We start from the raw sequence: 15,993 nt of genomic DNA on the forward strand, positions 1-15,993 counted from the left end.
ACGGCCCGGCTATGTCACCCGCGAATTGACCGGAGGCCCGGTCGGATCGGGCGCCCGGCGTCCGTTCCGGATCCTCGAGGGGGCGACGATGGATGTGGAAGCGCGCGCCATCCGGCGGGTCAGCAGGCGGCTCCTGCCCCTCCTGATCACCTGCTACTTCATCTCCTACCTCGACCGGGTCAATGTCGGCTTCGCCGCGCTGACCATGAACGGGGACCTCGGCATCTCCGCCACGGCCTACGGGCTCGGGGCCGGCATCTTCTTCCTGAGCTACTTCGTCTTCGAGGTGCCGTCGAACCTGATCCTGGAGCGGGTCGGGGCGCGGGTGTGGATCGCCCGCATCATGCTGACCTGGGGACTCCTGTCGGGCGCGATGGCCTTCATCGTCGGCGAGAAGAGCTTCTACGCCGTGCGCCTGCTGCTGGGCGCCGCGGAGGCCGGGTTCTTCCCCGGCATCATCTTCTACCTCACGCTGTGGTTCCCCGCGCGCTACCGCGCGCGCATCATCGGCGCCTTCATGGCCGCGGTCCCGCTCTCGAGCGTCATCGGCTCGCCGGTCTCGGGGGCGCTGCTGGGCCTCGACGGGGTCTGGGGCTTCAAGGGCTGGCAGTGGCTCTACGTCCTCGAGGCGCTGCCCGCCGTCATCCTCGCGGGCATCGTCCTGGCCTTCCTGACGGACCGGCCGGCGCAGGCGGCCTGGCTGCCCGACGACGAGCGCGCGTGGCTCACCGAGCGCCTCGCGCAGGAGCGGCGGGCGCGCGAATCCGCCCGCCGCTACAGCGTCGCGGAGGCGCTCCTCGACCGGCGCGTGCTCGCCGTCGCCTTCGTGTATTTCGGCAACGTGGCGCTGCTCTACGGGCTCAGCTTCTTCCTGCCGCAGATCGTCAAGGGCTTCGACCTCACGAACCTCCAGACGGGTCTCGTCAGCCTCATCCCCTTCGCGATCGGGATCGTCGGCATGCTCGCCCTCGGGCGCTCCTCGGACCGCAGGGGCGAGCGCAAGGGGCACGCGGCCATCGCGCTCCTGCTCGCGGCCGGCGGCACGGCCGCGGCGGCGCTGGTCTCCGATCCCTACGCCAAGATGGCCCTGTTCAGCGTCTCGGCCTTCGGCATCTTCGGCGGCCTCCCGGTGATCTGGACGCTGCCCACCGCCTACCTGTCCGGCGCCGCGGCGGCCGGCGGCATCGCCATCATCAACGCCCTCGGCAACCTCTCCGGCTTCGCCGCGCCCTACGCGGTCGGCGCGATCAAGGACGCCACCGGCACCTTCACGGGCGGCCTCCTCCTCATCGCGGCGGCCGGCCTCGCCGCCATGGTGACGGTCCTCTGCCTCACTCACGACCGGCACCTGGAGCAGGCCGCGGCGCGCGGCGCGCGGGCGGCGGAGTAGGCGCGGCGGGGCAGACGCGGCGGCTCAACGCGACCCGGGGGGAGGGGGCCGCGCCGCCGCCCTGCCGCGCCCGGGTGGCGGGCGGCCGCCGATCGACCTACGGTCGCGTCGCCATGTCGTCCCGGCAGCGGCCGTGTTGCCGGGCCGCGCGACCCCCGGGATACGCCGTCCCCGGCGCCGTCCCCGGCGCCGTCCCCGGCGCCGTCCCCGGCGCCGTCCCCGGCGACGCCCCAGTTCGAGCCCATCGGAGCAGTCCATGAACGCCCCCGTTCCCGCCCCGCGGACCCGCCCGGACGCGGCGACGATCGCGGGTCTCACCGCGGCCCTGCGGGCCGTGCTCGGGGACCGGGTGACGGCGAGCCCGGCGGTGCGCGAGCAGCACGCCAACCAGCTCACCTGGGCGCCGTGCGAGCCGCCGGACCTCGTGGTCTTCCCGCACTCCACCGCGGAGGTGCAGGCCGTCGTGCGCGCCTGTGCCGAGCGCGACGTGCCGATCGTGCCCTACGGCGTCGGCACCTCCCTCGAGGGCCACGTCAACGCGCCGTTCGGCGGCGTCTCGATCGACACGGGGGCGATGAACCGCGTCCGCGCGGTCCATGCCGACGACCTCGACTGCACGGTCGAGGCCGGCGTCACCCGCAGGGCGCTGAACGCGTACCTGCGCGACACCGGCCTGTTCTTCCCCATCGATCCCGGGGCGGACGCCACGATCGGCGGGATGGCGGCGACGCGGGCGTCGGGCACCAACGCCGTGCGCTACGGGACGATGAAGGACGCTGTGCTCGGGCTCACCGCGGTGATGCCGAACGGCGACATCGTCACGACCGCCCGGCGGGCGCGCAAGTCGTCGGCCGGCTACGATCTCACCCGGCTCCTCGTCGGCTCGGAGGGCACCCTCGGGATCATCACCGAGGTCACGCTGCGCCTGCACGGCATCCCCGAGGCGATCTCGGCGGGCATCTGCCCGTTCCCCTCGATCAAGGCGGCCTGCGACGCCACGATCCTGACGATCCAGTCCGGCATCCCGGTCGCGCGCATCGAGCTGCTCGACGAGGTGCAGGTGGCGGCCTGCAACCGCTACTCGAAGCTCGCCCTGCCGGAGACCCCGCTGCTCCTCGTCGAGTTCCACGGCACGGACGCGGGCGTGCGCGAGCAGGCCGAGCGGTTCGGCGAGATCGCCGCCGATCTCGGCGGCGGCCCGTTCGACTGGGCGACCGGGGCCGACGAGCGCGCGCGCCTCTGGCAGGCGCGCCACGACGTGTACTGGGCCTCGATCGCGCTGCGGCCGGGTCCCACGATCAAGAACATGTCGACCGACGTCTGCGTGCCGATCTCGCGGCTCGCGGCTCGCGGAATGCGTGGAGGCGACGAAGCGCGACATCGCCGCGACCGGGCTCACGGCGCCGATCGCCGGCCATGTCGGCGACGGCAACTTCCACACCCTGCCGCTCGTCGATGCCGACAGCCCCGAGGAGATGTCCGCGGTGGCCGGCTTCCTCGACCGGCTCGTCGCCCGCGCGCTGGACCTGGGCGGCACCTGCACGGGCGAGCACGGGATCGGCCAGAAGAAGATGCGCTTCATGGAAAGCGAGCACGGGCCGGAGGCGCTCGGCCTCATGCGGACCCTGAAGCGCGCGATCGACCCCCGGAACCTCATGAATCCCGGCAAGCTGATTCCCTGACGCGCCCCGCGACCCGGCGCCGCCGTCCGCGTCGCCCGTCGATCCCTTCGATCCGGGCCGATCGTCTGCATCGGTGCTGTTCAGGGCCGAGCGATCACGTCGTCCGATCCTCAAAGCTGGGGATCGCGCCGACGCCGCGGGCCGGGTCTCAGATGGCGCCGGCACACCGAGGACGAGCATCCGCGAGAGCGGCGGCCGGCCGCGCGATCCGGTAGCACGCGCGAGATCGCCCTCTAATCCCGAATTCTCAGCCGAAACGGATGAATTATTCTGCTTGCCATACGTTCCTGGCACACAGAATAATGCATGCCGCCGTGCCAATTTCGGAACCCGACATAAGGTTCCGGCGCGGGCAAGGAATTCGTCGGCGTGCACGCCAATCCTATAGCACGTCGCTGAATGTCAGCGCAGGAATGAGGGAGGAAGCTCATGGCCATGCCAAATGCCACGCCGGCTACGGCAGTACCCAGTACAAATCGATGGCTGCAGATCGTGCTCGGCGTGATCTGCATGGTTGCAGCGGCGAACATCCAGTATGCCTGGACGCTGTTCGTCCCCGAGATTCAGAAGACCTTCGGCTGGGACCGCGCCGCGATTCAGGTCGCCTTCACGATCTTCGTCGTCGTCCAGACCTGGCTGACCCCGATCGAAGGTTACTTCATCGATAAGTACGGCCCGAGCCGCGTCGTCATGTTCGGCGGTCTGATGACGGGCCTGGCCTGGGTCATCAACTCCTACGCCACCAGCCTGAGCGGCTTCTACCTCGGCTCGGTGGCCGGCGGTATCGGCGTCGGCTGCGTCTACGCCACCTGCGTCAACAACGCGCTCAAGTGGTTCCCGGACAAGCGCGGCCTCGCGGTCGGCCTCACGGCGGGCGGCTACGGCGCCGGCTCGGCGCTCACCATCCTGCCGATCGCCAAGATGATCGACGGCGGCAACTACGCCCAGGCCTTCTTCGTCTTCGGCCTGATCCAGGGCGCCATCATCATCGCCGCCGCCATCGGCATGCGCGCCCCGCGCAAGGATCAGGTGCCGTTCTCCACCAAGGTCCTGCAGTCGCGGCGCGACTACACCCTGGGCGAGGCGCTGCGCACCCCCGTGTTCTACGTGATGCTGCTGATGTTCACCTGCACGGTGACGGGCGGCCTGATGGCCGTGGCCCAGCTCGGCGTGATCGCGCAGGATCTCGGGGTGAAGAACTTCCAGGTCAACCTGTACTTCTTCGCCATGGCCGCGCTGCCCTTCGCGCTGATGCTCGACCGGATCATGAACGGCATCTCGCGCCCCCTCTTCGGGTTCGTCTCGGACCGGATCGGCCGTGAGAAGACGATGTTCATCGCGTTCGCGATGGAGGGTATCGGCATCGTGGCGCTGGGCTACTTCGGCTCCAACCCGTGGGCCTTCGTGATCCTGTCCGGTGTGGTGTTCCTGGCCTGGGGCGAGGTCTACTCGCTGTTCAGCGCCACCGCCGCCGACACCTTCGGCTCGAAGCACATCGGCAAGATCTACGGCGTGCTCTACTGCGCCAAGGGCTTCGCCGCGCTGTTCGTGCCGGTGGGCAACCTGATCATGCAGGCGACCGGCACCTGGGCGACCGTCCTCTACACGGTGGCGACCATGGACCTGATCGCCGCCGTCCTGGCGATCGCGGTCCTGCGGCCGATGCTCAAGCAGCACCACGCGGCGAACAACGACGCGGCGGCTCCGGCGATGAAGCTGGCCCACGCCTGAGCGACGGCCCCGGCCGCTCCGCGGCCGGGGCGAAGCCTCCTCGACCCGGCTCCGGAATTCCGGAGCCGGGTCGGCCAGCACCGGGCAGCTGGCCCGCACGGAGACCGTCTCGTCGAGACGCAGGGCGCCGCGGACGATCGCGCATGTTCGGGCGTCCATCGACGATCGGGTGAGGGACGGCTTTCCTGGCGCCTCGCTCTCACGCGATAGCCCGGCCGCGCTCGGCGCCATTCCAGGACCTGAGGCCAGAATCCATTCTCGCGTTCCCGGAGTTCGACTGTGCTACAGCCTTCCGAGACCTCCCTGGGTCTAGCCTCGATCGGACAGACCCTGAGTCTGCGTGAACAGGCCTACGACAGCATCAAGCAATCGATCCTGGCGATGGATCTCTACGCCGGATCGGCGCAGATCCGGCTGCACGAACACCAGATCGCGCAGGATCTCGGCATCAGCCGCACGCCGGTCCGGGAAGCCCTGACGCTCCTGGAGCGGGAGGGCTTCGTGTCCACGGTGCCGCGCCGCGGCCTCTTCGTGACGCGCAAGAACAAGCGCGAGATCGTCGAGATGATCACCGTCTGGGCCGCGCTCGAAGGCATGGCGGCCCATGCCGCCGCACGGAACGCCGAGGATGCCGATCTCCGCGCGCTCGGCAGGGCCTTCGAGGCGTTCGATATCGCGACGCTGCCCGACCATCTGAAGGCCTACGACGAGGCCAACCTCGACTTCCATCGGACGATCATCCGTCTCGGCGGCTGCGGGTTGATGGTCGAGATGACGACCAACCTGTTCATCCACATGCGGGCGATCCGGTCGGCCTTCCTCCATCGGGCCGGGAGGCTCGAGGACTCGATGCGCGAGCACGCCGCCATCATCGCCGCCTTGCAGGCACGCGACGCGGATCGGGCCGCGATCCTCGTCCGCGATCACGCGCTCGGGCTGATCGCGCATGTCGAGGCGCACTGGGTTTGGCCAGAGGAGTGAGAGGCACCTCTGACGGAGGACCACCGATGCTACCGTCCGTTCAGACGACCGATCTGCTCGGCCTCGGCTTCCTGATCATCGGGCTCGCCGCAGCTGGGATCGCCAGCGCGAGCCGGTCCGCGCGTTTCGCAGAGGAGCCGCGCGAGGAGCTCGCGGGCGGGGCTCTGCTGGTGGCGATCCTCGGCCTCGCCTTCGTGCTCGCCGAGTGAGCGGGCGCGGCGCGTCGTGAGCGCCGCCCTTCCCGGAGAACCGCCGCGCGCTACGGGGTCGCCTGCCCCGCGCGTGCGTTCCACTTCTCGAACTTCCCGAGCGCGCCCCACGCCGTCAGCCCGATGAAGATCGGCATCGTGTAGGGGCTCAGCCCGAAGGCGGGCGTGAGCTGTGCGAGCACCTGCCCGAGACCGGTGTTGAGCGGAACCTGGGACAGGATCTGCGTGGCGACGGCGCCGATGATGCCGATCGCCGACTTCTTGCCGGAGAGCAGCTGCCCGATCGTCTGCCCGAGCGCGCCGTTGACCGGCCCGAGGACCGCGCCGTCGGGACGCGCCGCGGGCGGGCCGGGCAAGATCGGGGCGGTCGGGAGGCGCGCACCGTCGATCTGTCGGCGCAGGGCCTGGAGGAACTCGTCGAGCCGCGCCGCGACGTCGGCGGGCGGCGCGGCCGGCGCGATCACCACCGGGGGCATCGAGGCAGGTTGCATCGGGGCGGGCTGCATCGGGGTGACCGCCCTCGCGGCGAGCTGTCGCTCCAGGTCCTGGATCCGCGTCAGCACCGCGTGGTCCGGCGCCGCCGGCCGCAGCGCCTCCTGGATGGCGGCGATCGTGCGCGCGTCCGCGAGGCCGGTATCGTCCAGACCGCACCGCGCCTGGAACGTCGCGACGGCCGTCATGGTCCGCGGCCCGTTCCGGCCGTCCTCGACGAGGGGCGGTGTCGCGCCGAGGCGATTGAGCGATTGCTGGACCCAGAGCGTGCTGTCGGCGAGTTCGTCGTCGGGCTCGCGGGACACGGCCGCCTCGACGGCGCGCGGCGCCGCGAGCGCGACCGTCGCGTCGAGGTCGATGAGGCTCCGCAGGATCACCGCGGTGCCGATCTGCGTGTCGACCACGTTCGGGTCGAACACGTGGTCGCGCACGAACTTGCCGCCGCGCGCGCCCGGCGGCCCGTAGGCCGTCGATCCGCCCCAGAGATACGGCGAGTTCACGCCCCGGCCGTGGTAGCCGTAGCCGTTGAAGCCCTCGAGCCGGTAGAGGGCCCGCGCGACGCTCCAGTCGCCGAGCCCGACCAGGCCCTGGAGGCGCAGCGCGTCGACTGCCCCTTCGACGAAGGCCTGCGGCCCCGTGAACGGCCCGCGCCCCTTCGGGACGATCGTGGTGCGCCGTCCGAGCTTCTGTCCGTTGCCGAGATACGTGTCGAAATCGAAGGTCGATTCCCGGTAGTGGCAGAGCCCGATGAACCACCAGGGCACGCCGGTGCGCGCCTCGATCTCCTGGTAGCGCGGCTTGCCGGCGGCGAGCTGCTGCGCGAGCTTGCGCACCGTCGCGAGCTTCTCCGGCCGGATCTGGAGCGACGCCCAGGTCCGCTCGTAGCCGTCCTGAAAATCCTGGAAGGATGCCATGTCGATGCTCCGGGCTCTGCGGTGACGAAGCCTTGATGGGACGGCCGGCACCTGCGCGCGGCCGGGCACCGATCGGGCGGGGCTCCGGGCGACGCCCCGGATCCGGGCGCGCGCGGTCGCGCGCCGCCCGGGCTCGCGACGGATGGACCGGGCGCGGTGTCGGCGACGTCCCGCGCGCGCCGGGCTAACCGGGCCCGGCGGCCCCCGCCGGCCGGCCGGCGCAGGAGATCCGGAACGCGGTCGGGAACGGCGTGCCCCCGTCCTCGACCGCGCCCTCGGCCCGCACGGCGTCGCGCAGGAGGATGCGGCGAACGATCTCCGGGACCATCGCGCCCGCCACGTAGCGGCCGAGGCACTCGTGATGGCCCCGGCCGAAATGGAGATAGGTCTGCTCCGGGCGGGCCGGGTCGAAGCGGTCCGGGTCGGGCACGCCGGTCGCGTCGAACATCGCCGACAGGCTGAGGGGCAGGACGACCCGGCCCTTGGCGATCCGGCTCTCGGCCGGGCTGCCCCGGCCGAGCACGTGGTCGGTCTCCGCCTGGCGGAACATGAAGGCGACGATCGGCGCGAAGCGCAGCGCCTCCCACACGTAGCCGTCGAAGGCGGCGGGTCCGGTCCGGGCGGCCGCGCGGGCCGCCGCGAGGATCTGCGGCCGGCCGAGGAGCTCCGCGAGGGCGTGCACCACCGCCTCCGACGTGGTCTCGATGGCCCCGATCAGCAGGCCGCCGACGTTGATGACGACGCGGTCCATGCCGAAGCCGGTCGCCGCCGGCAGGTGCAGCCGGAGCAGCCGGGTTAGGACGTCGTCGGGCAGGTCGGCACCGGCCTCGATCGCCGCGACGCGCGCCGGGATGATCCTGGCGAAGGCCGCCCGCATCTCCTGGCGCGCCAGATCCGCCGCCGCGTGGATCGCGTCGGCGTCCGGGCGCTCGTCGAAGGGGAGGTTGTTGAACTGGTCGAACTGGTTCGCGTACGACCAGCGCAGCAGGTCGGCATCGGGCGCCGCGAACCCGAAGAAGCGCTGCACGATCCGCAGCGGCACGCGGCGCGAGATCGACGCCACGACGTCGATGGATCCGCCGCCCTGGTCGAGCCCCTGGTCGAGGCCCGCGTCGAGGGCCGCGTCGGTCTCGGCGCCCGCCAGATCGCGGATCGCCGGGAGGTCGCGCCAGGACAGCACGGCGCGCATGACCGCCTTGTCGCGGTAATTCACCTCCGTGCCGTCGAGCGCCAGCATGAACTCGCCCATCTTGGGCTTGTAGAGCGCGACGGAGAAGACCTGCGGCAGTGACAGGATCTCCTCGACCTCGGCGCGGCCGGCGACGAGGATGGCCGCGCCGCAATCCAGGGCGGTCCGCCGCGCGCGCAGCTGCGCGAAGAAGGGCCGCGGCGCGCGGGCGATCCAGTCCCGGGCGCGCTGCCAGCGCTCCGCCACCGGCAGGGCCTCCAGGAAGGCGAGGCAGGGCGTCTCGGGAGCGGCGGCGCGCATGCACGACCTCCTGTGGCGTTCGCGGAGCGGCGCGGGCCGTCCGGCCCGACGCCCGGTGGTCAGTTGAGCGAGACGTCCAGCCCCTCGCGCAGGCGCGCCACGAGCTCGCCCTGCCGGTGCGTCTCGGTCTTGGCGAACAGGGCGCGCAGCTGGGTGCGGGCGGTCGAGATCGCGATGCCGCGGTCCTGGGCGTGGTCGTCGAGGGACCGTCCCGAAGCGACCGCGTTGGCGAGGATCGACTCGGCGACGGTCAGCCCGAACAGCTTCTGCAGCCGCGCGGCGTTGCTCCCCTGGACCTTCGGGGTCCCGGTCCGGATCACGATCGCCAGCTCGGCCCGCACCTTCGACCCGGTGCCGGCCGGCCGCTTCGACAGCGGGTGCAGCGACACCCGGTAGGGCATGCCGCTCTCGCCGCAGGTCACGGTGATGTGGTCGGCCTGCGTGATCGCGACGTCGCCGCTCGCGGCCGCGAGCGCCTCGCCGGCCGCGCGGGCGATCCGCCGCCCGGTCTGGCTGTCCTTGAGGACGAGGCTGCCCTTCACGAAGGACAGGCCGGTCCGGGACCGCGCCAGCGCCTCGGCGGCGCGGTTGGCGTGCGCGACGCGCAGGTCGGAATCCGTGAGGATCACGGCGGCGTCGAGCAGGTCCAGGGCGGAGGCGAGATCGGACGTGCGCTCGGAGGCCTGCCGCATCAATGCGTACAGCTCGAAGGCCCGGCGCAGGTGCGGGACGAGCATCGCCAGGCGCCGGACCTCGTCGGACCGGAAGGGGCCGCCCTCCTCGCCCCGCATCGCCGCGAGCGTCGCCATGACGTCGGCTTCCTTGGCGAAGTAGGTGACGAGGCTGTGCTCGATCTCGAAGGGCTGGACGACCTCCTTGAACAGGGCCGACTCGCGGAACTGCACCGCGTCGACCCCCTCCTCGGCGCGGATGACCTTGCCCTGGTTCGACAGGATGTAGGGGAGGCGCGGATCCTCGGTGGCGTGCCGGTAGAGGAACTCGCGGTACCGCGACCGCTCGAAGCCGGACACCGCCCAGAGCGGTTTGCGGTTCCCGTCGAGGCTGAACACGGCGAGCTGGCCGACCCGGCCGCCGACGAAATCGGTCAGATCCTCCAGGAGCGCCGACCACTCCTCCGGCTGGCCGACGCGGTCGTAGATCGACCCCACCAGAACCGAATACGCCTCGAGATCCTGCATGGCCACGCTCCGCGCTGAGTGCGAGTCTTGAGTGTTGTCAGATCTCCAGCCGTCCGGTCAGACCGGCCGGTGCCGAAATCGGTTATTCCATCACGAATGCAATCGAACAGCAAATCAATACTGATAAGATAGAAATCGAAGCCGCGGAGCGCGCCTAGAGGGTTCGCAGATATTCCAGAAGCTGCCGGCGTTGCGCGTCGTCGAGCTGCTCGGTCCCGTAGGCGGGCCCCTCGTGGCCGGTATTGGCATTGCCCGGCAGCGCGGTGTCGAACAGGAACGGCCCGACGTCGGACCGGAAGCCGATCCGGTCCTCGTCCAGTTCCCGGCTGCCGACCCGGAACGTCCTGGATCGCCGGCTGGAGGGCAGCAGAAGTTCGTACAGGTTCGGCACCGAGCCGTTGTGCAGGTACGGGCCCGTCGCCCAGATCCCGTTGAGCGGCCGCGCCTTGTAGACCATCAGGTCGCGGTCTCTCCGCGCACCGACGAACGCGGCGACGAGGCCCTTGCCGCCGGCGGTCGAGACATCGTCGAGCATCGCGTTGCGGGCCTCGAGGGCGGCGGTGCCGCGCTTGAGCAGCCGGTCGAGGATGACGGTCTGGTCCGCCCCGACGCCCGCCGGGTCCGGTCCACGGTCGAGGGGCGCCAGGATCGCGCCGGCGACGAGCGTGGCCACGAGTTCGAGGCTGCTCGTCTCGGCGGCCAGCGGCGGCGTCGTCGCCAGGAACGGCATCCGGATCCCTTCGAGGATCCCGGTCCGCGCGCGCCGGGACACGGCGTTCGTCGCCATCTTCGGGTCGGTCCCGATCTCCGCCAGCGGCGTCAGGGTCACCGTCAGCGTGCGGTTCGCGCCGGTCGGGGCGATCGCGTGGCAGGACACGCAGTACCGGTCGTAGTGGACCTTGCCGGCCGCGGCGTCCCGGGCCTGCGCCTCGGTGCGCGGCGCGATCCGGTCGGGCCAGGCCGGCGCCGTGAGGGCGCCCAGCTGGTTCTCGATCCGCAGGAGGTTGACCCGGTCCGCCGAGGTCTCGAACCAGAGCGGCGGCAGGCTCGGCTCCCGGATGTCGGTGCGGGCGAAGACCCCCAGCACCTCGCCGACATTCCGGCCCAGGCGCTCGACGGCGAGCCCGTTCGCGGCGGAGCCGTTCCACTGCACCCGGTCGTGCCACGACGTGTCCCACAGGAACGGGTAGCTGACGGGCGCGTCGGGCGGGGCGATGTTGTGCGGGTCGCGCAGATCGATGCCCGTCGCCCGGTTGAAGATCATGCCGAACGCGTCGAGGCGTGCCGGCCCCCAGGGCACCGCGGTCCGGCTCGACGCGACGTAACGGGAGAAGTCCTCGGCCAGCCGCGTCAGGCTGGCCCGCAGGCGGCGGCGGTCGGGCTCGGACGGGCCCGTCCCCGGCGCCGACAGTTCCGCCGGGATGACGCGGCGGGCGAAGCGCTCGAAGCGCGCCGGGTCGTCGCGCGTCCGCGCGAGGGCGCGGCCGAGTTCCTCGATGAAGGCGAACATGTCGGCATCGGCCGGGCCGCCGTCGATCAGGATCGACCGACCGCGCAGGTCGACCCGGTTCACGTGGCAGGCGGCGCAGGTCATGCCGATCCACTCGCCGCGATCGTCGACGTCCTTCACGAACCCGATGGGGAGCCCGCTGCGGTCCGATCCGCGCGTCCCGTCGTACGGGTTCGGCAGGTAGCCGAAGCGCGCGAGCCCGTCCGCGACGAAGAGCGTGTCGTCGTCCGGGCGCTCCAGGGACATGAACCAGGCATACGGCATGATCTGCGAGCCCTGGCTCGCCCGGTAGAACCACGCGCGCTCCTGCGGCGTCCAGGATTGTTCGAGAAAGTGCGGGGTGCCGTCCGGCCTGTCGCTCGGCCCGTCTGCCGGCCCGTCGCCCGGCCCGTCTGCCGGTCCTCGGTCGGCGGCGCGCGATCCGGCCTGCGCCGGGAGCAGGATCGCCGCGGTGAGCGCGACGACGCGGGCGGCGTGGCGGGCAGTCTGGCGGGCGGCCTGGGAGCGGGTCACGATCGCACCTGGGACATGGCGGGAACCCTGCCTTCGCGAAGCGTCTCGCCGATTTCAATAAACGCCGATCCCCGTGCGCGCGTCATTCGAATGGATGATGTTCGAATACAGTTTTTCTGTGAGGGTCGGCGCACCGGTAGTTTCGGGCTTCGGTGGTGCAGCGCCCCTGCTCGGCCGCAATGCTGATTCGGGCAACCTGTTCTCCCGACCGTTGTTCTCGATATAGTTTATATAGCGGTTACTGATCCCGTAAAATTTTATCGTCACTTGTTTCGACATCGGGCGGGGAGATGTTCGAGAGGTCACCGATCAGGACGGCCGGGGCACGGTCGCTGTCGTGCCCCGGCGGCTGAACCGCACAGTCCGGCACAGTCCGGCACAGTCCGGCACAGTCCGGCACGGTCCGGCACAGCGCGGGCGATAGCGGGCGATAGGAGGAGCGATGAGCGCCAGTGTCGCGGACATCCAGGCGGATGCCTCTCCCCACCATCTGCCCGCCCTGACGACGGGCCGGGACGCGTGGTTCCTCGACACCGAGCAGGCGCTCGCGGAGGAGATGGATCATTTCTGCGGGCCGCCGGAGCCCGGCGATCGCGCGCCCTGGCAGGCGCGGGCCGACCAGGCTCGGCTCGCCGCCCTGTGCCTGTCCGGCGGCGGGATCCGCAGCGCCACCTTCTGCCTCGGCGCCCTGCAGGCCCTGGCCAGCCGGCGGATGCTCGGCGAATTCCACTACCTGTCGACGGTATCGGGGGGCGGTTTCGCCGGCGGCTGGTTGCAGACGTTCATCCGTCAGTGCGGCAGCATCGCCGAGGCCGAGCGCCAGCTCGGCGGCTCGGGCAACGAGATCTTCGCCAAGCTGCGGCGCTACACGAACTACCTGACCCCGGAGGTCGGGATCCTGTCGCGCGACACCTGGGCCGGCATCGTTCTCTACATCCGGAACACGATCCTCAACTGGTTGATCATCTTCCCGCTGCTGCTGTTCGTCCCCCTCGCGCTGCTCGCCTACCGGACGGCGCTCGAGGCTGCGAGCGGCAGCACGCTGTGGCTGCCCCTGGTGCTCGGCAGCGCGGCGCTGTTCGTCGCGACGTTCAGCGCCTGCACCCTCCTGCCGAGCCATCGGCCGCGGACGGGCGGCGTCACGGCGTACGCGTCCCCGGCGCGGATCGCGGCCTGCATCATTGCGCCGACCTGCGTCTGGGCCCTCGCGCTGCCGTTCACGCTCCGCGCGCTGTTCGAGCAGCCGCTGCCGGTCTCGGGCCTCTCCCTGTGCCGCCTGGGCCTCGCCTACTTCGCCGTGCAGGTCGCGGCCTATCTCAGCGGCCTGATCTGGCAGACCTCGAAGGGCCATCCGGGCCTCTGGCTGTACGAGCGGAATCTCGGTCCCTGGCTCGCCAGCAGCCTCGTCTCGGCGGGGCTGATCTGCGTCTGCGCCGACGCGTCCATCGGCTGGCTGGTCGGTGGCTCCGCTGCCGGCTTCGACGCCGCGAAGGCCGAGGTCTCTCAGATCCTGACGGTCGCGGCCCCGCCGGCGCTGATCGTCATCCACCTTCTCCAGAGCGTCATCTTCATCGGGTTCCGGAAGAGCGCCGAGTGCGCCGACCTCGACCGCGAGTGGGTCGCGCGGGTCGACGGCCAGCTCCTGCTGGCCGCGATGGGCTGGACAGGCCTGTGCCTGTGCTGCCTCGTCCTGTCCGCCGACGCCCTCGGCCGCCAGGACGCGCAGATCCCCGCCCTGTTCGGCGCGCTCGGCGCCCTCGCCACCGGCCCGGCCGCCGCCTTCCTGGGCAAGCAGGTCTTCGTCCGCGCGCAGTCCCTGGCCGCCAAGGGACGCATGGACGACCTCGTGATGATCGGCCTCAGCGCGATGGCGGCGGTCTTCGGGATCAGCCTGTTCGCCCTGATGGGCTGGTGGCTCGGCCGCTTCCTCGGCCAGGCGCACGATTGGTGGGGCGACTGCCTGCTGCCGCGCCGGGCGCTCGGCGGCGCGGACGCCGGCGCCGATGCCGGCTCCGTCTGCGGCATCAACCCCTACGGCATGATCGTGCTCCTGGACGTCGCGGTGGCGGCAATCCTGGCCGGGGCCGTCTGGCTGTTCGGCCGCGTCAACGTCAACCGCTTCTCCATGCACGGCGTCTACCGCAACCGCCTGACCCGGGGCTTCCTCGGCTCGGCGCGGACGCGGCGTGACGCCGATCCCTTCACCGACTTCGACGAGGAGGACAGCCCGCGCATCGCCGATCTCGGGACCGAGAAGCGGCTCCTGCCCGTCGTCAACATGACGCTCAACCTGACGGATCTCCTCCACACCGAGTGGGCGGAGCGGAAGGCCGCCTCCTTCACCGCGACACCCTTCGCCTGCGGCTCGGCGATCCTCGACCGCGCCGACAGGGCGCGCGACCGGCCCGGCACCGTCGGCCCGCGCGGGGCCTACATCCGCACGTCGCAATATGCCGGGATGGAGACCCCGGGCGACCGTGTCAGCGCGGGCCGAGGGCCGCTGCTGGGCGGTCTGCTGACGATCTCCGGGGCGGCGGTCAGCCCGAACTGGGGCTATCACTCGTCGCGCCTGATCGCGTTCCTGATGACCCTGTTCAACGTCCGGCTCGGCGCCTGGCTGCCCAACCCCGCGGTGGCGCGCCGGGACGACCTCAAGCTCGCCAAGCCGAGGAACTCCGTGCTCGCGCTCCTGAGCGAGCTCGGTGGCCGCAGCACCGATGTCCGGCAGGCGATCTACCTCTCGGATGGCGGCCATTTCGACAATCTCGGCGTCTACGAGATGCTGCGGCGGCGCTGCGCGCGGATCGTGGTGATCGACGCGGGCCAGGACGAGCGCTGCACGTTCTTCGACCTCGGCAACGTGATCCGGAAGGCCGAGGTGGACGGGCTGGCGAAGGTCCAGATGGGCGAGATGCGCATTCTCCCCCGCGCGACGATCGAGCGCGAGGGCAAGCGTGCCGGTGCGCTGGGCTACGCGCGGGGAACGATCGCGTATCCGGGGGCCCGCGACGCGGCCTCGCTGATCTACATCAAGCCGAGCTTCCTCGACGACATCCCCGCCGAAGTCCGCGCCTACGGCGCCACCAGCCCGGCCTTCCCGCACGAGAGCACGGCCAACCAGTGGTTCTCGGAGAGCCAGTTCGAGAGCTATCGCGCCCTGGGCTACTACCAGGTCAGCAAGATGTTCGGCTCGCAGCTCACGACCTTGTCGGACTGGTCCGTGTATCTCGACAGCGAGATCGGGCGCCGGACCGCGGATTCCTAGCGCGGGCGACGCCGGACGCGCGCACCTCCCGATCACGGTCGCTCGGCCGAACGCTGCGGCCGCGCGGACGCGCAGGTCCGGGACGACCGGCGCCGGGGTGGGGTGTCCGTCGCGCCGGCCGCGCCCCGGCGGCACCGCGCCGTAGCAGAGCGGAAGATCAGTTCCTTCCGGGGCGGTCAAAGCACAGGAAAGCCGATGCCGATCCGGCCGCGCTCAGGATCTCGGCACGTCGTTCAAGGCATCGCGGCTCGACCAGAGCGCCCCCTGTCCGCGGCATCCCGAGCGCCGCCCGGCCGGCGGGGCGGGGAAGTCCTTCGAACCCGCGCGCGGTCTGTGTCGAGCCGGCCACCGTCTGCCACGAGACCGAGCGGCCGAAGCTGATCGGGGTCGGGATTATTTCGTGCGCAAGCCAGATCGGTGAAGCGAGGGACGTGGAAACTCTATTGCGCGGCCCGATCAGGGCATCGATTGAGAAATCTACGTAAACTTGCGCGCTGCAGAGGCGCGGAATCGATCAAATGATGGATGCGTTAATTGAAAGTAGCTGCTAGGACACGTCGTGATGTCGTGCGGAGGAGCGGATGCGCTACCGGGCCGTAAGTGTCTTGGATGTGTCGG

The 15,993-nt window shown here is 71.0% G+C and carries 9 protein-coding genes and 1 pseudogene; 6 read left to right on the forward strand and 4 right to left on the reverse strand.

What is annotated here, in order from left to right:
* The first annotated feature begins 88 nt into the window (after window positions 1-88).
* The 5 genes and pseudogenes from ASG32_RS07785 to ASG32_RS07805 all read left to right on the forward strand — a co-directional run bounded on the left by ASG32_RS07785 (window position 89) and on the right by ASG32_RS07805 (window position 5,993).
* Complete coding sequence (locus ASG32_RS07785) at window positions 89-1,390, forward strand: MFS transporter (RefSeq protein WP_056524229.1); 1,302 nt, start codon at window positions 89-91, stop codon at window positions 1,388-1,390.
* Window positions 1,391-1,646: 256 nt separating this feature from the next.
* Window positions 1,647-3,072 (forward strand): annotated as a pseudogene (locus ASG32_RS07790) (FAD-linked oxidase C-terminal domain-containing protein).
* Between the two features lie 429 nt (window positions 3,073-3,501).
* Window positions 3,502-4,803: an oxalate/formate MFS antiporter gene (oxlT, locus tag ASG32_RS07795; protein ID WP_056524231.1), complete on the forward strand. Its 1,302-nt coding sequence runs from the start codon at window positions 3,502-3,504 to the stop codon at window positions 4,801-4,803.
* Window positions 4,804-5,082: 279 nt separating this feature from the next.
* Complete coding sequence (locus ASG32_RS07800) at window positions 5,083-5,784, forward strand: GntR family transcriptional regulator (protein ID WP_056524234.1); 702 nt, start codon at window positions 5,083-5,085, stop codon at window positions 5,782-5,784.
* A 26-nt stretch (window positions 5,785-5,810) separates the two neighbouring features.
* Window positions 5,811-5,993, forward strand: a complete 183-nt coding sequence (locus tag ASG32_RS07805) for a hypothetical protein (protein WP_020095869.1) — start codon at window positions 5,811-5,813, stop codon at window positions 5,991-5,993.
* A gap of 50 nt (window positions 5,994-6,043) precedes the next feature.
* Here ASG32_RS07805 and ASG32_RS07810 read toward each other — a convergent pair whose 3' ends face one another.
* From ASG32_RS07810 to ASG32_RS07825, 4 genes are all read right to left on the reverse strand, one after another.
* The gene (locus ASG32_RS07810; RefSeq protein WP_056524238.1) at window positions 6,044-7,399 is read right to left on the reverse strand and encodes a peptidoglycan-binding protein; all 1,356 of its coding nucleotides are present in this window, start codon (window positions 7,397-7,399) and stop codon (window positions 6,044-6,046) included.
* A 184-nt stretch (window positions 7,400-7,583) separates the two neighbouring features.
* Window positions 7,584-8,888, reverse strand: a complete 1,305-nt coding sequence (locus ASG32_RS07815; RefSeq protein ID WP_056524241.1) for a cytochrome P450 — start codon at window positions 8,886-8,888, stop codon at window positions 7,584-7,586.
* A 59-nt stretch (window positions 8,889-8,947) separates the two neighbouring features.
* Window positions 8,948-10,087, reverse strand: coding sequence for a helix-turn-helix transcriptional regulator (locus ASG32_RS07820; protein ID WP_020095872.1), 1,140 nt, complete (start codon window positions 10,085-10,087; stop codon window positions 8,948-8,950).
* Between the two features lie 154 nt (window positions 10,088-10,241).
* Entirely contained in the window at window positions 10,242-12,110 is a 1,869-nt protein-coding gene (locus ASG32_RS07825; protein ID WP_056524245.1) for a di-heme-cytochrome C peroxidase, read from the reverse strand.
* 442 nt (window positions 12,111-12,552) lie between these two features.
* On the opposite strand from ASG32_RS07825, the gene ASG32_RS07830 reads away from it, so the two are divergent.
* Window positions 12,553-15,375 carry a hypothetical protein gene (locus tag ASG32_RS07830; RefSeq protein ID WP_056524247.1) on the forward strand — a complete coding sequence of 941 codons (2,823 nt, stop codon included), beginning with the start codon at window positions 12,553-12,555 and terminating at the stop codon, window positions 15,373-15,375.
* The last annotated feature ends 618 nt before the right edge of the window (window positions 15,376-15,993 follow it).

Source organism: Methylobacterium sp. Leaf361, from assembly GCF_001424445.1.
Lineage (GTDB): Bacteria > Pseudomonadota > Alphaproteobacteria > Rhizobiales > Beijerinckiaceae > Methylobacterium.